The organism is Gemmatimonadota bacterium (assembly GCA_009841265.1).
Classification (GTDB): domain Bacteria; phylum JAAXHH01; class JAAXHH01; order JAAXHH01; family JAAXHH01; genus JAAXHH01.
On record VXMB01000014.1, the window covers coordinates 600,872 to 621,341 of the forward strand.

Annotated in this window: 18 protein-coding genes; 6 read left to right on the top strand and 12 right to left on the bottom strand. The window is 64.1% G+C overall.

Features of this window, described 5'->3' with window-relative positions; all coding sequences use genetic code 11:
- Positions 1 to 16: 16 nt before the first annotated feature.
- Positions 17 to 775 (top strand): sugar phosphate isomerase/epimerase, encoded by a 759-nt coding sequence (locus F4X08_15270; protein ID MYD27159.1) that lies wholly within the window; start codon positions 17 to 19, stop codon positions 773 to 775.
- Between the two features lie 110 nt (positions 776 to 885).
- Here F4X08_15270 and thiD read toward each other — a convergent pair whose 3' ends face one another.
- From thiD to F4X08_15300, 6 genes are all read right to left on the bottom strand, one after another.
- Complete coding sequence (gene thiD, locus F4X08_15275; protein MYD27160.1) at positions 886 to 2,232, bottom strand: bifunctional hydroxymethylpyrimidine kinase/phosphomethylpyrimidine kinase; 1,347 nt, start codon at positions 2,230 to 2,232, stop codon at positions 886 to 888.
- Between the two features lie 25 nt (positions 2,233 to 2,257).
- Positions 2,258 to 3,769 carry an AAA domain-containing protein gene (locus tag F4X08_15280; protein ID MYD27161.1) on the bottom strand — a complete coding sequence of 504 codons (1,512 nt, stop codon included), beginning with the start codon at positions 3,767 to 3,769 and terminating at the stop codon, positions 2,258 to 2,260.
- A 246-nt stretch (positions 3,770 to 4,015) separates the two neighbouring features.
- Complete coding sequence (locus F4X08_15285) at positions 4,016 to 6,037, bottom strand: hypothetical protein (protein ID MYD27162.1); 2,022 nt, start codon at positions 6,035 to 6,037, stop codon at positions 4,016 to 4,018.
- 91 nt (positions 6,038 to 6,128) lie between these two features.
- Complete coding sequence (locus F4X08_15290; protein ID MYD27163.1) at positions 6,129 to 7,046, bottom strand: sugar phosphate isomerase/epimerase; 918 nt, start codon at positions 7,044 to 7,046, stop codon at positions 6,129 to 6,131.
- A gap of 2 nt (positions 7,047 to 7,048) precedes the next feature.
- Positions 7,049 to 7,375, bottom strand: a complete 327-nt coding sequence (locus tag F4X08_15295; GenBank protein MYD27164.1) for a hypothetical protein — start codon at positions 7,373 to 7,375, stop codon at positions 7,049 to 7,051.
- Between the two features lie 102 nt (positions 7,376 to 7,477).
- Entirely contained in the window at positions 7,478 to 7,834 is a 357-nt protein-coding gene (locus tag F4X08_15300; protein ID MYD27165.1) for a cupin domain-containing protein, read from the bottom strand.
- Positions 7,835 to 8,273: 439 nt separating this feature from the next.
- Between F4X08_15300 and F4X08_15305 the strand changes: the two genes are divergently transcribed.
- From F4X08_15305 to rmuC, 5 genes are all read left to right on the top strand, one after another.
- On the top strand, positions 8,274 to 10,775 hold the full coding sequence (locus F4X08_15305; GenBank protein ID MYD27166.1) for a hypothetical protein: 2,502 nt from the start codon (positions 8,274 to 8,276) through the stop codon (positions 10,773 to 10,775).
- A 67-nt stretch (positions 10,776 to 10,842) separates the two neighbouring features.
- Positions 10,843 to 11,706: a carbon-nitrogen hydrolase family protein gene (locus F4X08_15310; GenBank protein MYD27167.1), complete on the top strand. Its 864-nt coding sequence runs from the start codon at positions 10,843 to 10,845 to the stop codon at positions 11,704 to 11,706.
- A 72-nt stretch (positions 11,707 to 11,778) separates the two neighbouring features.
- Positions 11,779 to 12,276 carry a histidine phosphatase family protein gene (locus tag F4X08_15315; protein ID MYD27168.1) on the top strand — a complete coding sequence of 166 codons (498 nt, stop codon included), beginning with the start codon at positions 11,779 to 11,781 and terminating at the stop codon, positions 12,274 to 12,276.
- Positions 12,277 to 12,384: 108 nt separating this feature from the next.
- A complete protein-coding gene (locus F4X08_15320; GenBank protein MYD27169.1) occupies positions 12,385 to 13,056 on the top strand; it encodes an alpha/beta hydrolase in 672 nt (223 codons plus the stop codon).
- A 73-nt stretch (positions 13,057 to 13,129) separates the two neighbouring features.
- Positions 13,130 to 14,485: a DNA recombination protein RmuC gene (gene rmuC, locus F4X08_15325; GenBank protein MYD27170.1), complete on the top strand. Its 1,356-nt coding sequence runs from the start codon at positions 13,130 to 13,132 to the stop codon at positions 14,483 to 14,485.
- 28 nt (positions 14,486 to 14,513) lie between these two features.
- Here rmuC and F4X08_15330 read toward each other — a convergent pair whose 3' ends face one another.
- The 6 genes from F4X08_15330 to F4X08_15355 form a co-directional block, all read right to left on the bottom strand.
- Positions 14,514 to 15,371, bottom strand: a complete 858-nt coding sequence (locus tag F4X08_15330; protein ID MYD27171.1) for an RraA family protein — start codon at positions 15,369 to 15,371, stop codon at positions 14,514 to 14,516.
- A gap of 162 nt (positions 15,372 to 15,533) precedes the next feature.
- Positions 15,534 to 16,325 carry a 4'-phosphopantetheinyl transferase superfamily protein gene (locus tag F4X08_15335; GenBank protein ID MYD27172.1) on the bottom strand — a complete coding sequence of 264 codons (792 nt, stop codon included), beginning with the start codon at positions 16,323 to 16,325 and terminating at the stop codon, positions 15,534 to 15,536.
- Positions 16,315 to 18,003 carry an amidohydrolase family protein gene (locus F4X08_15340; GenBank protein ID MYD27173.1) on the bottom strand — a complete coding sequence of 563 codons (1,689 nt, stop codon included), beginning with the start codon at positions 18,001 to 18,003 and terminating at the stop codon, positions 16,315 to 16,317. Before F4X08_15340 ends, F4X08_15335 begins: the two co-directional genes overlap by 11 nt.
- Before the next feature lie 54 nt (positions 18,004 to 18,057).
- Complete coding sequence (dgoD, locus tag F4X08_15345) at positions 18,058 to 19,221, bottom strand: galactonate dehydratase (protein MYD27174.1); 1,164 nt, start codon at positions 19,219 to 19,221, stop codon at positions 18,058 to 18,060.
- A gap of 46 nt (positions 19,222 to 19,267) precedes the next feature.
- Complete coding sequence (locus tag F4X08_15350) at positions 19,268 to 19,975, bottom strand: DUF4412 domain-containing protein (GenBank protein MYD27175.1); 708 nt, start codon at positions 19,973 to 19,975, stop codon at positions 19,268 to 19,270.
- A gap of 48 nt (positions 19,976 to 20,023) precedes the next feature.
- The gene (locus F4X08_15355; GenBank protein MYD27176.1) at positions 20,024 to 20,419 is read right to left on the bottom strand and encodes a c-type cytochrome; all 396 of its coding nucleotides are present in this window, start codon (positions 20,417 to 20,419) and stop codon (positions 20,024 to 20,026) included.
- Positions 20,420 to 20,470: the final 51 nt, after the last annotated feature.

The window sequence follows — 20,470 nt, forward strand, 5'->3', positions numbered from 1 at the left end:
CGTAAAGGAGCCCGCATTGAAGTTCAAACTGGGATTCAGCGGACTGCGGTGGCAGACCCCGGACCTGGATGAAATCCTCGGGCAGCTCAGGGAAACCGGCTGGGACGGTTGGGAGATCCGGCAGTCGCTGGACTGGCTGGGGTCGGCCAAACGGGTGAAGACCATTTCGGATCGTGCGGGCGTTCAGGTCGCCGTGGTCACCGGAACCGGCATTACGATCGACGGCAATCACGAGATGAAGGAGCGGAACAAGCGCCGCATAGACTTCGCTGCCGACGTGGAGGCGGACACCTTCATGTTCATGGGTGCCAACCGGCCCTACGGCCGCTCCTCTACCCCGGACGACATCAGGGACCTGGCGGATCTGTCGGATGAATTCGCCGACTACGCATCGCAGTACGACCTGGACGTGTGCTACCACATCCACACGAGCACCACGGTCGATTCCCGCGAGGAATGGGAACTGCTCATGCGCCTGATGAAGCGGGCGCAGCTCTGCATCGACGTCTCCCATTCGGCCTTCTGGCACTACGATCCCGCCCAGTCCATCCGGGACTTCAGGGATCGGCTGGTGTACGTGCACCTGCAGGATTACAAGGACTATCGCTTCGTCGAGCTCGGAGACGGTGGATTGCTCGACTTCGGCGCCACCATGAAGGCGCTGGAGGAGATCGGTTACGACCGGTGGGTGACCGTGTGTCCCAGCCAGTCGGACTTGCCCGATACAGAGAAGATGAAGCTGGAACGCGCCTATCTACGTAAACTGGGGTATTGACCGGCCCGGCGGCCGGCGGATTGTGCGCGGCCGTTCAACCCGCCGCGGCCAGGTCCCGTCGTGCCTCAACCGGCCCGGCGGCTGACACGGCGTCTGCCGCTGCGGACGAACTACTTCCCTCTGGACTTTTCCAACACAGCCAGCGCGATATCCCCGACACGCTCCGGAGTCTCGGCGATGACCCGGATCATGGGTTCCTTCCCCTCGTCCCCCAGATCGTAGACGATATCCGGCACGAACCCCTGCTCCTCGATGACCCGCGCCGTTCCCCATTCCAGCGACGAACCTTCCCGCCTTTTGGATTCGAGCGGCTCTTCGTGCCGGTCGAAGGAGGCGACCGAGAGTCCCAGTCCCCGGCAGGCGCCGAGGATCGATTCGTCGTACCGGATGTTCATCACGGACCGTTTGGCCGGGTCCTTCCGCATGGCGGTGAGGATGATCCGCGCCACGTGGGAGGACGCCCCGAACTCGGGGGGCGCCACGGAGCGGATGTCGCGGCGCACGCGGATGAGCCGGCCGGGGAAGGCGGCCACGTCGTCCGCCGACTGGGCGCCGGCCAGTCCCATGCCCAGGTTGCACTGTACTTCCGGGACGAGATCCCCCGCGTGGGCGCTTTCGAGACGCCGCGCCGCGGCCGACAACTGGTCCAGGACCGAGAGGCGTTCGGCGTCGCGGTAGAGTTCGTGAAAATGATGGACCGGCCCGTGCCCCCCGCCCAGGGGTTCCGCGTGGCGCAGCGCCCCGGTGAGGTAGGCCTTCGCTGACTCCACGGCTTCGGCTACTCCGGTCCCTTTGGCCAGTCCGGCGGCAATGGCGGACGCGAAGGTGCATCCCGTCCCGTGGGTGCTCCGGGTGTCGATACGTTCGGCCTCATAGGTCCGGAATTCCGCGCCGTCGAACAACACGTCCACGGCCGGACCCTCTAGGTGGCCGCCTTTGACGACCACGTGGCGCGGCCCCATCTCGTGAAGCTTCCGGGCAATGGCCTTCATCCCACCCACGTCCGACGCCTCGATGCCCGTCAACGCCTTGGCCTCGTCCAGGTTCGGCGTGACGACGGCGGCGAGGGGGACGAGCCGCTTGATCAGCGTGGAGACCGCCTCCGGTTCCAGCAGCGCGTCGCCGCTCTTGGCGATCATCACCGGGTCCACGACGAAGGGTATGTCGGCATATGCCCGCAGCGCGTCGGCCACGGAGGCGATGATCTCCGCGTTGGCGAGCATGCCGGTCTTGATGGCCCGGGCGCCGATATCCGAAAGGACGGATTCGATCTGCGCCGCCACCGCCTCGGGCGGCAGGTTGTGGACGGCCTGCACGCCGAGGGTGTTCTGGGCGGTCACGGACGTTACGGCCGACATGCCGTACACGCCGTGGGCCGAGAACGTCTTGAGGTCCGCCTGGATGCCGGCGCCGCCTCCGGAGTCGGAACCCGCGATGGTGAGTGCTACCGGGATCATGGGCGGTGATTCGGGTGGATGATCGTCAGGTCGTCTTGGATTGGTTTTCGTAGAACTTCTTGATCAGGCGGTCCAGGTACGCGCCGGGGTTCTCGATCGCTGCCTTGGTGATCTTCAGTTCCCGGGCCTGGATCAGCTTCAGGCCGTGGACGTAATCCTTGAACAGCTCCAGCCCCATTTCCTCGGTGGTCCTGCCCTGTTGCTCCGCCAAGTTCTCCAGCGCGGCGGCCGCGGCTTCGTCCAGTGTGAGCGTGATGTCGTGTTCCGCGTAATACACCTGCACCAGTTCGGCCGGTTCGGGCGGCGCTTCCACGAGGATCCGTTCGAGTTCGCTTTCCGGGTGTTCCACCACTTCGGCCGTCACGGCGAACTGCTTCACCGTGCTGGACGGGAGTTTCTTCTCGAACCGGATCAGGATCCGCTCCATCGCGCCGATGAGGCCGCGGGCGCCCGTGCCGGACCGGTGGGCCTGTTCGGCGATCAGGCGCAGCGACTTCTCGTCGAAGTCCACGTCGATGCCGTAGGCCTTGAAGTCCAGTTTCTTGGCGATGATGACCGGGCTGTTCGGGTTCCGGAGGATCTGGAACAGGTCGTCGACACTGAGCTTGTGCAGCACGGCGGTTACCGGCAGCCGTCCGATGAATTCCGACTCGAAGCCGTACTTAATCAGGTCCTCCGCGGTCACGTGCGGGAACCATTCGCCGTCGTCGGGCTTTTCCGCGCCTTCGCCCTGCTCGAAACCCATCGTCTGCACGCTCATGCGCTTCTTGATGATCTCTTCCAGGTTGGCGAAGGCCCCGCTGACGATGAACAGGATGTTTCGCGTGTTGATGCGTTTCCTTTCCACCTTGCCCGTCTTCTGGAACTGGAGGGCGTTCTCCATCTGGGACGTCAGGTCGTGGGGCGCCTGCAGGTCCACGTCCGTCTCCTCCATCAGCTTGAGGAGCGTGCGCTGCACCCCGGTCCGCGACACATCGGGTCCTACGATGTTGCCCGACGAGGCGATCTTGTCGATCTCGTCGATGTAGATGATGCCGTATTCCGCCAGCTTGATGTTGCCGTCGGCCTCGTGGACCAGCGAACGGACCAACTCGTCCACGTCCCCGCCCACGTAGCCCGTCTCGCTGAACCGCGTGGCGTCACCCTTGACGAAGGGCACGCCGATCCTGCTGGCGATGAGCTTGATGAGGTAGGTCTTCCCCACCCCGGTCGGGCCGATCAGGATGATGTTGTTCTTAATGTTGCCTACCGGTTCCTGCTCTTCCTGGAGCCGGATGCGGTTGAAGTGGGTGCAGATCTTCGTGGCCAGGATCTCCTTGGCCTCGTCCTGGCGGATGACGTACTCGTTCAGGTAGGCTTCCAGATCCTCCGGCTTCATGTCGAACCGGATCTCCGGCAGCGGCGCTTCCTCCGCGGGCGGATCCGCCGGGACGCCTTCCTTTTCCGGCTGGGCGAACTGGACCTGCGCGCCGTACTTGGTCGAGAAGAACTCCTTGAGGTCCTTCTGTATGTCACCCATGTCTGGGGTCTTGGCCATAAGGGATCGGTCCTTGTCGTGTGGCGTTGCCTAGCCATTATTTCAATACAGCCCGCAACGAAAAGTCCGGCGACGCATCGCGTAACCGTCCTCTCGGTAGGATGTTACGGCCACGTAATATACGAAATACCAGCTTGTCGGGCAATCGTAATTGTCATAAACAACGGTTACGAACAGGCAACCGCTCTTAATCATTCGCGTTCGCGTCCGGATCCCGCGCTTGCGTTTCTTCAGCAGGCCATTCGACTACGGACCTTCGTCGATCCACGCGACGACCTGGGACATATCCGCGGGAGTACGCTGGGTTCTGAGGCGGTCCAGCGCGTCCGCCGCGCGGTAGGCGGCTTCTATTTCATCGGTTTCAAACGCGTGGCCGGTATGGTGCAGATACAACTCGGCCGGAGTCGCGAGGGCGGCAGCCGCGGACAGCCCACCCAGGCGCCGCAGCACTGGTATGAACAACCTGTTTTCGTACGCCTCATCGCTGTCCGTCTCGAATCGGTCGGCGTCGATCACGGCGCGGTCGACGTGGGGCGAAAGACCGCAGGCCAGCAGGCACCACGGACCGGCCGCGCCGATGCCGACCAGGGTCACCGATGCAACGCTGCCGGTTCGCCGGAGCCAGGCGACGGCCGTAAGGATGTCCTGCACGCGGTTCGCGGTCGTGGTCCGGTTATAGGTCGAGAAGTAGGCGTGTTCCCCGGAGGCCGGCTCACGGTCCGCTGGCTCACCGTCCGCCAGGCCCGTGAGGAAGACGTCCGCCGACAGGACGAGCAGGCCCTTGCCCAGTAGTTGCTGAACAAGCGGACCGGGATCCCGCCCGTTATCCTGCGTCAGTGCCGACGCGCCATCGGGATGAACCACGAGGACGACGCCTCGAAGAGGGTCCGGCGGGCGGAATTCGGTGAAGGGAACCCGATCGCCGAAGCGCTGCCATCCCATGAACCCTGACTGGACCGTACATATGTCGGATCGGTGCATGCCCATGCGGGTCGCGACCAGGTCGCCGTCGGCCGCGCCGGGCGATCCGATGATCGATCGAAATCCGGCCGACATGACCTGCCGGAACCTGCGCAACGACCTGGCGTCGGAGGGCTTCATCTTATTGAGCTGCTTCCGCGCACGATCGATCCATACGTCCGTCAACCCCTCTTCGTCAACCCAGTCTTCGGGCCGGTTTTCGGCCGTAACCGCCAGCATCGATTCCGGTGATTCCGGTTCGACGGGCCGCTCCGAAATTCGATCGCGGCTTTCGCTGTTCAGCATCCACTGGCCGAACCAGGCGTATACGGCTTCCCTGCTGGCGGCACTGTAATTATGGCCCGCGTCGATCTGCACTTGTCCCAGGCATTCTTCCGCATCGTAGAGCGCATAGATCGCCCGGATGGCCGGGTACTCCAGCACGGGCGTATTGACCGTCCAGTCTCCCGTGGCGGACACCAGCAGCAGCGGCCGCGGCGCGGCCAGGGCGGCGATTTCCATGTTGTTCGTTTCGATGCGGAGATTGGGGCCGTTCTCGCAGATGCATCCGCCCTGCATGTGCGCCGACACCATGTTCACGGGCGCGGCAACCCGAACGCGGTCGTCCACGGCGGTGAGCATGAAGGTTTGCGTGCCGCCGCCCGAGGCCCCAGTGCAGGCGATGCGGCTGTTGTCCACGTCCGGCAGCGACTGCAGGAAATCGACTGAGCGCATGCCGTTCCAGAGCTGCAGCCCCATGAGGCTGAGCCCCCAGAGCTGCTTCCGGTCGTCGCCGTACGTCCGGTGGGCGAGTTGCGTGCTGTCGTTGTAGCCGGCCATGGACCACGCGAAGGCCACATAACCCTGGAGGGCTAAGTTGATGCACCGGGCGGGTATGGACCCATCGGGTTCGTGGTTCAGCCTGCCCTCCTTCCAGTGGCCATGGGGATTCAGGATGGCCGGGCGGAGATCGGCGGAACTGTCGGGGCGGGCGTCGCCGCCAGAGCCGTCGCCCCCGGCGGGCCGGTACAGGTTCCCGGTCACGTAGAATCCCGGCAAACTCTGGAACCGAACGTTTTCGATGCTGTACCCGTCCCGTTCGACCCGGTGGGTGATCTCCGCGTTCAGCGGGCTTCGGGCGGGGTTCGGCCAGAGTCCCAAGCTGACCAGGATATGCTCCCGGAGCGACCGGGCGCGCTTCTCCCAGGCTTCCTTCGTGGTAGGCGCGACGAACTCGCAGGGCAGGTTCAGGTGGCGTATCTCGGTCCTGCGGCGGTCGACGGGAGGCAGGGGATCATGACAGTACATGGAGAGCTCCGAAGGGTAGAACAGGCGGTGCGCCGCGTAGGTGCGGTGCGCAGGTGAGATGCAGTCCCACGAGAATCGCTCAGGATACGTTTCAGGGCCCGCCCGGCCGCTGGTACTCCGCGCCGGCGGGCGGAAGGAACTGGCGAAGATGACGGCCGCCCAGGGCAAATCCGGCCAGTCCCGGCATGCCGCGGTCCTCGTTCTCGACGCAGAGGACGTAGTCGTAACCCGACTCGACCAGCGCGCCGATGACGGTGCCCCAGTTCAGCTGGCCCCGGCCCGGCACGCGGTACTGCCACCACCAGTTGCCGATGATGCCCTGGCGGAACAGCATGGCGGGACTCACCTCGGCGTCCTTCACGTCCGCGTAGACCCACTTGCCCGCGAACATACGGATGGCGTCCTCGGCGGGCAGGATCATCATCCACAACCAGTGGGAGGGATCGCAGGAAAGGCCCAGGTGATCGGACGGCACCGCGTCGAGCACCCGCTCCCACATCTCCGGGTTGCAGGCGATGTTCCCCATGCGCACCGCGCCGTCCAGGGCGATGGTGACGCCGTGGTCTTCGGCCAGCTTTACGATGGGCGTAAAGCGCATCCGGAACCGTTCCACCAGTTCCGCGGACCGGTCGCCGGGGTTCCCGGGCGGTGAGGAAAACTGCCCGTAGAAATGCCAGCCCACGGGACTGCCCGCATGGGTGACGACCACGGGAACGCCCAGGGCCGAGGCCGTCAGGATGGCCTTGCGAAGCCGCTCTTCCGCCGCGTCCGCCTGCGCCACGTCGTCGTCCAGCAGGTTGTTGTGGGCCGACAGTGCGGCCAGGTAGACGCCATGAGACTTCAGGGTGTCGTTGACTTCGCCGGGTCCGTCGGCGAGGATGCGGTCCGGATCGACGGCCCCTCCTGTCGAAAGCCGCACCGCGTCGAACCCGTTCTCTTTCGCCCAGCCGGCGCATTCCGCCAGGGACCAGGCGTCCCCTCCCGCGCTCGTGAAAAAACTGAGGTCCATGGTCACCCGCCCGAGCGCTGCGCGTTAACCGCCAGTCTGTTCAGCCGGACGTACCAGGCGCCCGATTCCGGTTTGCGGTACTTGTCGCCGATTTCGTCGAGGGCTACGTCGTCCGATTCCAGGACCGCGTGCAGCGCCGCCCTCCAGTCCACGGCGCCCCGGTTCTTCCGGTAGCGGACGTTGAGCAGCCTGCCGCTGCGTCCCTCCTCCGGCGTGAGGTCCAGCAGCGCTTTGCGTGCCGCATCGAGATCGGCCCTGGCGGCCTCGAGCCGGTTCAGGCATTGCACGTAGTCGTGTTCGGCGCGCTCCCAGTCGTCCCTGAAATCCATGTCGATGTTCCTTTTAGGTGTTCCTTTTCGATGTTCCCTGAATACGTGTGCTGAAGTAGACAGATGGTTCGTCGCCGTCAGTCCAGACCACACCACACCCACCTAAGACGATGCGTACCGGTCCGTCGGCGTCTTGACCAGTTTAAACGAGGGGATGTACCCTTCATTTTCGATGTAGTAATGGGCGTGATCGTGGCATCCGGGCGGCTTCGTCCCGTCGAAGACACTGATCGTGAAGTCTTCGCTGTTCGTCCCGGCGCATCCGTGTTCGAAACCCGCGGGGATCATCCAGACGTCGCCCGCTTCCAGGACGAAATCCTCCTGGTTTCCGTCGTGATCGATCCAGAATCCCGTCCCGCTCCCTTTCAGGATCAGCCAGGTCTCGTCATGGTCGTGGAAGTGCTTCTCGCACGTGGGCAGGAGGAAGCCGCTCTTCATCAGGGCCTTGTGGTGGGCCATCGGAGTTCCTTTCGGATTTGCGTGACGTTGTGTTTGCGTACAAATTTCCGAAAGTCGCGTTTATCAGACTATCGAAAGTCGTGGGGATCCGACCGTCGAAAAACACGGCCGAAATTCGTATGACTTTACAAAAGTGTATTATAAGACCCCCTTAACGATACATCAAGGATCATTGGGAGGGTGTGATACCACTCCGTGCAATGGGCGGGGCTTTCCGTCGCACTAAATGTTCGAAATCCGTCAACTTCCCGAGGTTAATCATTTGCCTGAAGTCGTGCTTGTTGTAAGTTTGACAGTACCTGCGTTAAAGACGAGTCAGATTTGCGTTTTCGTTCGGTAATTCTGTACAATTTTCAAGTTCAATTTGAAATTTGTACAAAAACACGCTGCAAAACACCGCTTGCATCACCATAAGTTTCATACGGAAAGAGGCGCCCTTATGCCAGACTACCTGCCCCTCGACCTTTCCGCACTGTGCAACGCCGGACTCGACGTCCTGGAAGAAAAGCCCAACACGCCCATCGGCGATCAATTGTGCCGCGGCCTGCCCTTCCGGGTAAACGACGATCCCGCGAAGTGTTTCATCGCGTTCGACAAGGCCTCCGGCGGCGTGACCATTCCCGTCAACAGCCGGGCCACGGGTCTGATCCTCGCCCATCGCCTGCTGAAGTCCGACCTGATAGAAGGCGGTCCGCTGGGGATCCCCGTGGCGGAATACGTGTTCCGGCTGGCGGGCGGCAAGGAGGGCGGCAAGAAGAGTGGCGAGGAGATCCGCGTGCCCATCCGCGAGCGCTTTGAAATCGGCCATATCTCCCTGGGGGGCAAGCCTTTTATCGCCCTTCCGGATCGGGGCCAGGTGAAGATGCGGCGTTACGCGGGGGACAACTGGGGCGACTCGGGCAAGCGTCAGACGGAAGTCACGGGAGACTATTCCAGGGGATACTACCTCTGGGCCTGGCGGAACCCCCATCCCGACCGCGAGATCGAATCGCTGGAAGTCATCCCGGCCGGTCCGCCTTTCATCATCGCCGGACTGACGGTTTCGCAGGCCAACGAGCATCCCTTCGTCCGCCAGGGCAAACGAGAGGCGCGCCTTACGTTGACCGATCCCGAGGACGCCGAAAAGCCCTTCGACCTGCGTGTGGACGTGGACCGGGGCGTCGCCTCCTACGTCCATCCCCTGCCCGAGGCCTCGGCCGATGACTTCGTCGGCGACGATTTCGCCGGGTGGGGCGAGACGCAGAACCCGAAATCGAGCCCGGCCTACGTCGAAGTGGCAGCCATCCCGTCCGCGACGCTGTCGGTGAAGCAGGGCGAGGAAACCGTCGGTGAGGTTAAATGGGGCGACGTCGAGCAGAAAAAGGTGGTCGAGACGCCGCGCATGCGCGTTGAGCTCCTGGACCGGGGGCGGAACTGGGTAAACGTCAACGTCCTCGATGACGACACGGGAAGGCCGGTCCCCTGCCGCGTCCATTTCCGCTCGCCCGAAGGCATCCCCTACCAGCCCTACGGCCACCACAACCAGGTCAACTCCAACCTGGACACCTGGCACATCGACATCGGCGGGGACCTCCGGCTGGGTCAGATCACCTATGCCTACATCGACGGCAAGTGCCAGGGGTGGCTGCCCCGCGGCGAGGTCATCGTGGACGTGGCGCGGGGGTTCGAGTACGAGCCGCTGAGGACCCGGGTGAAGATCGAACCGGGCCAGCAGGAGCTGACCCTTCGCCTGAAGCGCTGGGTGAACATGAACGCGCAAGGCTGGTACAGCGGGGATTCGCACGTCCACTTCCTCTCGACGCAGGGCAGCCACACCGAATCCCAGGGGGAGGACTTGAACATCGTGAACCTGCTGCCCTCGCAGTGGGGCAATCTCTTCACGAACACAGAGGATTTCACGGGCCGGCCGAGCGTCTCGCAGGACGGGAACAACATCGTCTACGTGGGGCAGGAGAACCGTCAGCACTTCCTGGGCCACCTCATCCTCTGGGGCCTGAAGGAGCCGGTCATGCCCTGGTGCACGGACGGCCCGGGCGAGGCGGAACTGGGCGGCACGCTGGAGATCACCATGAGCGACTGGGCGGACCAGTGCCACGCGCAGGGCGGCTCGGTCATCATCCCCCATCTCCCCAACCCGAACGGAGAGCCCGCGGCGCTCATCGCCACGGGCCGCGTGGACGGTGTGGAAATGCTGCGCCACCAGCCCTTCAACCACATCGAGTACTACCGCTATCTCAACTGCGGGTACAAGTTGCCGCTCGTGGGCGGAACCGACAAGATGAGCAGCGACGTGCCCGTCGGGCTGTACCGGACCTACGCCTACATGCCCGAACAGGACTTCACCTACGATAACTGGTGCAACGCCGTCTCGCAGGGGCGCACCTTCCACAGCGGCGGACCCATCATCCATCTCTCCGTGGACGGGCACCAGGTGGGCGACACGGTGCAGGTGCCGGGTCCCGGCACGGTGGAGGTCGAGGCCTGGTCGGAGAGCATCTTCCCGATCCATACATTGGAAATCGTCCAGGGCGGACGCGTTGTGGCCTCCACGGAGGACCGCAACGGCACACGCCGCCTGGAGCTGAAGGCGCGCGTGAAGGTGGACGGACACACCTGGCTGGCCGCGCGATGCGCGGGGCCGGATTATAGCAGCGTGCCCCATCACGACGGTTGGGGACGGGGGATCTTCGCCCACACCTCGCCGATCTACGTCGCCTGCGGAGGCGAGTGGTGGATGTTCGACCGGGACGCCGCCCAGTACATGCTCACCCTCATCGACGGAGACCTGCAGTACATCCGCCGGACCGCGGCGCGGCACGAGCCCGGCACGGCCACGCATCATCACGGCGAGGAAGACCATCTCGCCTACCTGGAACGGCCCTTTGTCGAGGCGCGGGAGGCGATTCACCGCAGGATGCATCAACTGGGGATACCGCATTAGAGACCTGGGTGACGCCCGTCGCTCAATCATTGTGGATAAACAAGATGCAATCACAGGAGAGCAAGCCATGAGTTCAAACAACGAAGTACGGATCGGTTGTGTGCAGACGCCGGCCACGGCGACTTTCGACGAGGCCATCGTCGTCGCCAGCAGACTGGCGGGCGACGCGGTGGCGAAGGGCGCCGAACTGGTGTGCCTGCCGGAGTTCTGCGGCGGCCTGAGAACCGACAACGGCATGATCTGCCCACCCTCGGCGCCGGAGGCGGACCATCCCGTGGTTGCGGCCCTGCGGGACTTCACGCGGAACGCCGGTGTGTGGACGCTCATCGGCTCCGTGGCGGTGGACGGGCTGGACGGCCGGCTCATCAACCGCGGTTTCCTGGTGGACGACCAGGGAGAGATCCGCGCGCGCTACGACAAGATCCACCTGTTCGACGTGGACCTCTCCCGGGACGAGCAGTACCGCGAGTCGGACGTCGTATCCCCCGGCGAGACGGCCGTGGTGGCGGACACGCCCTGGGGCCGACTCGGCATGACCACCTGTTACGACCTGCGCTTTCCCCAGCTCTACCGCACGCTGGCGCAGGCCGGCGCCGAGATCCTCGCCGTGCCGGCGGCGTTCACGAAGACGACAGGACAGGCCCACTGGCACGTGCTGAACCGCGCCCGGGCCATCGAGAACGGCGCCGTGGTGGTAGCCCCCTGCGCCGCGGGTTCGATTCCGGGCGGCGGGGAGGTGTACGGCCATTCGCTCATCATCTCCCCGTGGGGCGAGGTCCTGGCCGACGGCGGCGAAGACGTGGGCGTCATCGTCGCAACGGTGGACCTGGGCAGCGTCTCCAGCGCGCGCGGCCGCGTGCCGAGTCTCCGCCACGACCGCCCGTTCAGCCTGCCCGCGAAGGCCAAGTCGGACCGGCGTTCGGTGGCGTGAGTCGTCGGCGGCGTGAGCCGTCGGTGGCGTGAGTCGTCGTTCGAAGGAACTCGTCCACGGGAGCGTTTCCAGGTGAAAGAACTCATCCTGGTACGGCACGCCAAGTCGAGCTGGAGAGACCCTACCCTAAGCGATCATGAGCGGCCGCTGAACAAGCGCGGGAAGCGGGACGCGCCGGAGATGGGGGAGCGGCTGGCAAAGAGCGGGTGCGATCCGGACCTGATGGTATCGAGTTCCGCGGTCCGGGCGCTGGACACGGCGCGGAACATAGCCGGGAAGCTCGGGTACCCCCGCGAAAGCATCGCAGTGGAGGAGCGCCTCTTTCACGCGGGCGTTGCCGAACTGCTCCATGTGATCCGGGGCGTGGATGATTCGGTGGATATACTTATGCTCTTCGGGCACAATCCCGGTTTGACGGATTTTGCGAATCACATCGGCCCGCGAGAGATCTTCAATATGCCGACCTGCGCCGTGCTGCACCTCAGGTTCCATGCAGACACCTGGTCTATGGTGGGCGATGTGACGGGCGACGAAGTGCGTTACGACTATCCGAAGCGTGTGGCGCAGTAGCGCAACGCAGTAGCACAACGCAGTAGAAGATCATCTTGTGTGGACAGTTTGCAGGGAGATAAATGAGGAATTCCGGAGGAAGGTAAACGAGCTATGCTGGAGGTTTGAATGTCCGTTGATACGAGAGAAATGAAGTTCATCGCGACTGAAGAGAAAGGCGAGGTTTCGGCCATCCTGGCAAGGCCGGCCGGCGCAAGGACCCTGCTCGTGCTCGGACACGGATCGGGCACGAACATGCGCCATCGGTTCATGGAGGAACTGAGCGAAGCACTGAATGATGCGGGAGTCGCCACCTTGCGATTCAACTATCCCTATTCCGAAAAGGGCGGCGGAGGGATGGACGGCGAGAAGGTACGCCTGGCCACGGTGCGGGCGGCCATCGAGACGGCACAGCGGGAAGCGGGCAATCTGCCGGTGTTCGCCGGCGGGCATTCCATGAGCGGCCGGATGGTCTCGACGGCGTGCGCCCGGGAACCTATCGAAGGGCTGCGGGGCATCGTGTTCTTCGCCTTTCCCCTGCATGCGGGCAAGAAGAACACGGAGCGCGCCGAACACCTGAAGGCGGTCGAGGTGCCCATGCTTTTCCTATCCGGTCAGCGGGACTCGATGGCGGACATGGATCTGCTGCAGCCGGTCGCGGACGACCTGGCTAACGCGACGCTGCACGTCGTGGACACGGCGGATCATGGATTCAAGGTACTGAAGCGGCGGAATACTGACGAACCCGCCGTGGATGAGCTGGCCAGGGTCTCGGCGGAATGGATGGCGGGTCAGCGGTAGCCGGACTGTGCTGACCGTGCTGACCATGCTGACCGCTTGACTATGGCACTTCCTTCATGTCTTATTATCCCACATGGACACACTGACGATCATATTGCTCATCGCGCTACTGGCCTGCCTGGCGCTGGCGGCCGGCGTGCTGGTCTGGAGTTTAAAAAACAGCAGCCGGGTCAACGCGCTCAGCGGCGAGAAGGCGGCCATGGAGACCGAACTGGGCGTGGTGCGCGAGCAACTGGCCGAAGCGCGGAATGCACTGGAGGAAGTCCGGAAGCTGGAAGTCGAACGGGCCGGCCTGCTTCAGAAACTCTCCAACGCGGAGGAACGCCTCGGCGAACGGGACGAGGTGGAGAAGCGGTTCAAGGACACCTTCAAGGCCCTGTCGTCGGAAGTCCTGAAGTCGCAGCAGGAATCGTTCAAGGTTAGCGCCGAGGAATCGTTGAAAGCACGCCAGGAAGCCGTCGAGAAACTGGTCAAGCCCCTGTCGGAGAAAATCGAGTCGCTGGACAAGGCGCGGGCTAAGAATGCGGGCGAATTTCAGACCCAGATATCGAACCTAATGCAGGCCAACAAGGAACTCGCCAGCGAGGCCCAGACGCTTTCCAACGCGTTGAAGCGGCCCGACGTGCGCGGCCGCTGGGGCGAGACGCAGCTCGAACGGGTGCTGGAGCTTTCCGGATTGCGGAAGGACATCGATTTCACGGTGCAGGACAGCTTCGACAGCGAAGGGGAACGGATTCGAACCGACGTGATCGTCCATCTGCCGCAGGACCGGACGGTCATTCTCGATTCCAAGGTGTCGCTGACGGCGCTCATGGAAGCCTTCGAGACGGACGATGACGAGACCCGGTCGGCCGCGTTCGACCGCCATGTCAGCCAGGTGAAGAGCCACGTAGACTCCCTGGCCAGGAAGGAGTACTGGAGCGTCCTTGCCTCTACGCCGGACATGGTGGTGATGGTCCTGCCCGAATTCGCCTTCCTCCCCGCCATCGAACGGGAACCCGGTCTGACGGAACGGGCCCTGGAGAAGAACGTGGTGATTGTCACGCCACCGGCCCTGCTGGCGCTGCTCAAGGCCGTGGAGATGTCATGGCAGCAGATCCGCGTCGCGGAGACCGCCCGGCAGATCAGCGATCTGGGCAAGGAGATGTACGAACGGCTGGCCGTGTTCGCGGGCCACTACGTCAACGTGGGCAACTCGCTTCGGCAGGCGATCGAGCGGTACAATCGAAGTGTGGGATCGTGGGATACCCGGGTTGCCACATCCGCACAAAGATTCGCCGACTTGAACGTCCCCATTACGCGGGAACTTCCGGAGGTTCCGCCGGTCGATGCCGTTCCCGGATCGATCCAGAAATTGACGGACGGTCACGTAGAGGTTGAGGACAAAACCAAAGAGGATAAAGAGGAACCGAAGCGGCTCGAAACGTAGCTCGTAACGTAAAATCCATACGTCTCCCTCACCACGTCCGTTCCTTCAGCAGGTCCTGGATGGCCGACTTCGGGACCGGTAGTTCGTGCATGTGGCCTTCCAGCCATTCCGAAAAATCCGCCTCCATCTCGTCCGTCCACCGGTCGTCGATCTGGCCGGGCGTGTATTTCCCCTCCCGCAGACGCTGCTTGCCGAACAAATCCCTCAGCTGGACGAGTTCGGAGGTTCTCACCACGGTCTCCGCGAGGTGGGGCGGGATGAAGACGACGCCTTCGCGCTTGCCCAGGACGACGTCGCCGGGCATGACCGTGGCCTGGCCGATGCGCACCGCGGTGTTGACGCCCAGGAGCATGATCGTGGGCGAGGCGTAGGAGGGGTGCCAGCCCCGGACGAAGCAGGCGAAATCCTCCAGTTCCTCGATGCCTTCCAGGTCCCGCACTGACCCGTCGAAGACCACGCCGTTGCCTGAATTGGCGTAGATGGCCGTGGCCAGGTTGTCGCCGATGATGGGTCCCTCGTCCACCTTGCCGTAGGTGTCCGCTACGTAGATGTCCCCGGGAACGAGCATGTCGATGGGCCAGGAGATCTGGTCGCCGATGCAGCCGGCGTCGGCGCCTTTCGTCTCCATCACCGTGCGCATGGCCGGCCGCCGGGGCATATACATGGCCGTCAGCGCTCGGCCCACGAGCGTCTTGCCGGGATGGGTCTGCGCCCATCCGCCCTCGTACTGGTGTTCGTAGCCCGCGCCGCGCATCACGCCCCAGGCCTGGGTGATGGATACGTTCCTCATCCGCTCGATGATCCCGTCCGGCACTTTGGGCCGTCCATCCGGGAAGCGTTCGCCGTCCCAGTCCGGCGTGTACTCGATGAGTTCCTCGGGGGCCAGGTTCAGCGGGCAGAATTTGTCGGACATGGGTGCTCCTCGGGCGTCAGTTTCAGCGGGCGGCTTCGGTCGAACACGAGTGCTCCCCGCGGGCATCTCCCTACCGGGACGTCGCATCTCCCTGCCGGGACGTCGCATCTCCCTGCCGGGACGTCCCGGGTTCGATCAGTTTCCGCTGGCCTGGTCGTGGTTCCACTGCCATCGGGTGATCTTCACGTTCCGGGTCGGCACGGCCAGCGCCCCGATGTAGTCCGGACCGGGGTCGACGGACGCCATGGACCAGCGATCCGTCTCCAAAGGGTCCCAGTGCGTGGCCCGCAATTCGGGCGGATCGTTTGGGTCGACGGAGACGTCGAACTGGTCGAGGGGGCAGGACAGGCCCTGGCCGATGGCCTTGACGAAGGCTTCCTTCCGCGTCCAGCAGGCCAGGAAGGCCTCGTCGCGCCGGTAATGGGGCATGGAGGCCAGTTCGTTGTATTCCCGGTCGGAAAAAACGCGGTGGGCAATCTTCAGCCGGTCCATGGTCGCGCGACGATGCAGGTACTCCACGTCGATCCCCACCGGTACGCCCGCCGTGACCGCGTATACGGCCAGGCCGTGGGAATGGGATACGTTGAACCGGATCGAAGTCGCCGGGTGGGCAAGTTCCGGCTTGCCGTATTTGGTATAGTGGAAGCGCAGGTCGGCAGGCGCGGCGGAGACGTAACGGGATAGGAGATTGCGAAGGACGGCCCGTGCAACCGTGTATCGATCCCGCGCGCTGCGCACGAGGAACCGTTTCGCCCGTTCGAGTTCGCCGGCCGCCAGGAAACGCTCCAGCTCCCCGACCCGGTCCTGCGGCAGATCGAGGGCCGCACTCCAGACGTGAATCTCGCCCTCGGCAGGCTGGCGTTCCCCGAACGGTTCGGGCGGCGCCGCCTGCCACTTCTTGGTGTACCCGGTGCCGTCACCGTTCATAGACGATTTTTCCGCCAACGACCGTCAGGTCTACTTTCGCGTCCCTGATTTCCTCCGGCGGGATGGCGGTCAGGTCGCGGTCCAGGATCACGAAATCCGCGAGCTTGCCGGGTTCCAGCGATCCCTTGATGTCCTCCTCGTAGGAGGCGTAGGCCGCGTCCAGCGTGTATCCGCGCAGGGCTTCTTCCACCGTAATCTTCTGCTCGGGCACCCATCCGCCGGGGTTCAGATCGTCCAGCGTGCGGCGCGTGACTGCGGCGTAGATCCCTTCAATGGGCGTTGCGGGCGCTACCGACCAGTCGCTGCCCAGGGCGAGGCGCGCGCCGGTGTCCAGGAGCGACCGGAAGGCGTAGGTCGTCTTGATCCGTTCCGGACCGATGACTTTTGTGGCCCACCGGCCGTCGTCGATGGCGTGGTAGGGCTGCATGCTGGGAATCACGTCCAGGGCGGCGAACCGCGCGATATCGTCCGGGTCGATGTGCTGGGCGTGCTCGATCCGGAAGCGGCGGTCCCGGGGACCGTTCTCGGCCGCGACGCGCTCGAAGATGTCCAGCTGAACCCGGATGGCCCGGTCGCCGATGGCGTGGACCATCACGTGCAGGCCGGCCCGGTCGGCCCCGGAGGTCCACGCGTACAGGTCCTCGCTGGTGCTGATGAACAGGCCCCGGTCGTCCGGGGCGTCGGTGAAGGGATCCATGAAGGCGGCCGTGTGCGATCCCAGCGAACCGTCCACGAAGCCCTTCAGGCCGCCGAGGCGGACCCATTCGTCACCCCGGCCGGCCGAGTCGACCCGTGCTTCGAGCGTCTGCCAGTCCCAAAGCGGTATGGCGGCGTAAATCCGCGTCTTCATCCGGCCCTCGGCCCGGGCCCGTTCGAAAACCGCCACGTTGTTCCACGAGCCCATGTTATGGACCGACGTGACCCCCTGGGCCGCCACGTAGTCCATCGCCGAATCCAGGGCACGGTCCTTCAGCTCGTCCGGCGCATCGGGAACGACCCGGTCCACGAGGTACATGGCGTTGTCCTTCAGGATGCCCGCGGGTTCGCCGTCTTCGTAGCGTTCGATGGTGCCGCCTTCGACCCCCTCCGTATCCTTCGTCACGCCAGCGGCGCTCAGCGCGGCCGTGTTCGCCAGGGCCATGTGCCCGTCGAGTCGGTTGACCCAGACCGGGTTGTCCGTCGTCACCGAATCGATCCAGTCCCGCCGGGGAAGCTCGCCGCCCCACTGCTCGTGGTCCCAGTCGCCGCCGAGGATCCAGACCCCGGGTTCCAGGCCCCGGGCGAATCCGGCGATGCGGTCGATGAACACCTGCGGCGTCGGTGCGTCCCGCAACTGGACGGACGAGAGGTTGAACCCGCCCGATATGAAGTGCACGTGGGCGTCGATGAACCCGGGCGTCGCGAAACGCCCGCCGCCCTCGATGACCCGCGTACCGTCGCCGGTCAGGGCGTCCATCTCGTCGTTCGTACCCACCGCCAGGATGCGGTCTCCCGATACGGCCAGGGCCTCGGCCCAGAGCTGCCCGGCCTGTTCGGCCTGCCCGGACTGCTCGGCCTGCCCGGTCCAGACGCGGGCGTCCCGGACGACCAGGGAGGCCGGTTCCGGAGATTGCGAACAGCCAGATAGCAGGACCAGCGCCGGTAGAAGGAAAGACGCTGCGACTAAGTATCTCAACATGAAATTTCTCCGTCTCTTCGGATTACCAGTCCGCCGGGTTACCAGTCCGCCGGGTTACCAGTCCGCCACGCTGCCGTCCGTGTCGTAGAAATGCTCGCCGCCCAGTTCCTCCCGGTACGGCACCCGTTCGCTGATCGCCTGCTCGTCGATCTCGATGCCCAGTCCAGGCTTTTCGGGCAATTCGATATGGCCGTCGACGACCTTCCAGTTCTCCTTCAGGATGTCCCCGCCGAGTGCCCAGTCCACCTGTTCCTGGGCGAGGAAGTTCGGGATCACGGCGTCCACGTGCATACAGGACGTGAAGGCCACGGGCCCGATGGCGCAGTGGGGCAGCACGTGGATGTAGTAGACCTCGGCCATGTTGGCGATCTTCTTCAGTTCAGTGATGCCGCCGGCGTGGGATCCGTCCGGCTGGATGTAAGCCGCGGCCTGTTTCTCGAAGACCTGGCGGAACTCCCAGCGGCTCAGCAGCCGCTCTCCCGTGGCGATGGGGAAGGTGACATGGTCCGAAACGAGCTTGAGGGCGTCCACGTTCTCCTGCGGCACCGGCTCCTCCACGAACATGGGCCGCATGTCCTTGATCTCGTGGCAGATCTCGATGGCCAGGGCGGGGGTCATCTTCCCGTGGAAATCGAAGGCGAGTTCCACGTCCGGCCCCACCCATTCCCGCATTAGAAAAGCGCATTCGACGAACTCGTCGATGACGGCCGGCGGCTCATGGCCCCGCCACTTGCCGCCGGGGCCGGTCTTGAAGGCCGTGTACCCGCTTTCCAGCAGCATGTCCAGCCGTTTTCGGGCCGCGGCCTGGGTTTCCTCGGACAGGTTGCCGATGCCCCAGTGGGCGTAGACGCGGATGCGGTCCCGCACGGCGCCGCCGAGCAGCTTGTAGACGGGAACGCCGTAGTGCTTGCCGGCGATGTCCCAGAGCGCCTGGTCCAGGGCGGACAGGGCGGTCATGAGGATGGCGCCGCCGCGGAAGAAGGCCGAGCGGTACATGTGCTGCCAGTGATGCTCGATGCGTAGCGGGTCCTTGCCGAGGAGATAGTCGGCAAGCTCTCGCACCGCGCCTTCCACGCTCTCGGGCTTCCCTTCGAGGGTGGACTCTCCCCAGCCGTCAAGGCCCGTGTCCGTGGTGATCCTGACGAGGCGGGTCCGGTGGCGGGGGAAGAACTGTTCGACGGATGCGATTTTCATGGCGACTACCGGCGGTGGGACCATGCCCGGTTCACGCGTTTACCGTGGAATCAGGTTGGGCGGACTTGCGTCATCTTCCGAAAAGCTGCCCCGGGTTGATAGCCTCGATGGCGTAACCGGCCGGGACGACGAATATGGACGGGTCGACGACGTGGGGTTTTACGTCGGTCGCGGTCAGGGTCATGGACATGGCGGTCCCGGGGAAGGACGTGGTGATCCGCAGCGGGAAACCGGTCAGGCCCTCGGTCCAGAAGGGCATGCTGTCCTTCAACACGTTTCCGAGGGAAGCGGCCAGGTCCAGCTGGATCGCGTCGGTGACCCACATGTACTGGGTCATCGCGCCGGAAGGATTGACCCGGGTGATTCTGTACTTACTGCATTCGTAGCCGGCGATGACGGTCGTTTCGTTCTCGTCGACGATGACCGGTGCGACCCGCTCTTTCAGGTTCGGGTCCGCGACGATCTCGTAGGCCTTGCTGTTCATGTGGCTGATGACGAATCCGCGGCCCGACGAGCCGTCTATGATGACTTCACCCATCGTCAGGCCGATCATGCCGCCCCGCATGAGGATCTTGGTCTGGCCGCCCTTGATGTAGAGGGTGTACGACTCAGGCACCAGCATGGTGACCTGGGCCCGTTCCTGCATGCTACCGCCGCTGAATGCCACGTTGAAGTCGAGGCTGCCTTCGAAGGCGCCTTCCTGGGATTGGCCCGATACCGATGGAAAGGGCGCCAGGACGAGGCCCAGCAGCAATGGGATCGCCGCGTATCTTGTCACGTCTCTCTGACCCCGTCCGGTTAGAGGTTTGCGAAAAGCGAAGGATACCTACTCTTCGGAAATGATGGTGAGTTCACCGGCGTGGCAGGTGTAGCAGGTTACCAGTTGCAGGTCTTCCTTTTTCATGACGTTGCTGTTGATGGCCGTCACCTGTTCGTTGACCTGCTCCACGAGCCTGATGAACTCGCGGCCGATGAGCTTCGTTTCCTTTTCGTCGCTGGCGTAGTCTTTCAGATTGTGGCAGTAGTCGCACTTCTCCCCGATGCCGCTGCTGACCGACTTCATGTATTCGCGTATATCCCGGGTCGAGAGATCCGTCAGGACCTGGACGTTCTGGGGGGTGCGCTGGGCGTCCACGGTTGCGTCGACCAGGACCGTCATCACGAAGCAGGCGGCAATCACCGGTATGATCCGTTTCATCGCGACTCCTTTCGTCGTGGGCATTGCGGACTCTGTTGCGCGTCGCCGGGCCTTCCCCGCGCCACAGGCGGTTCG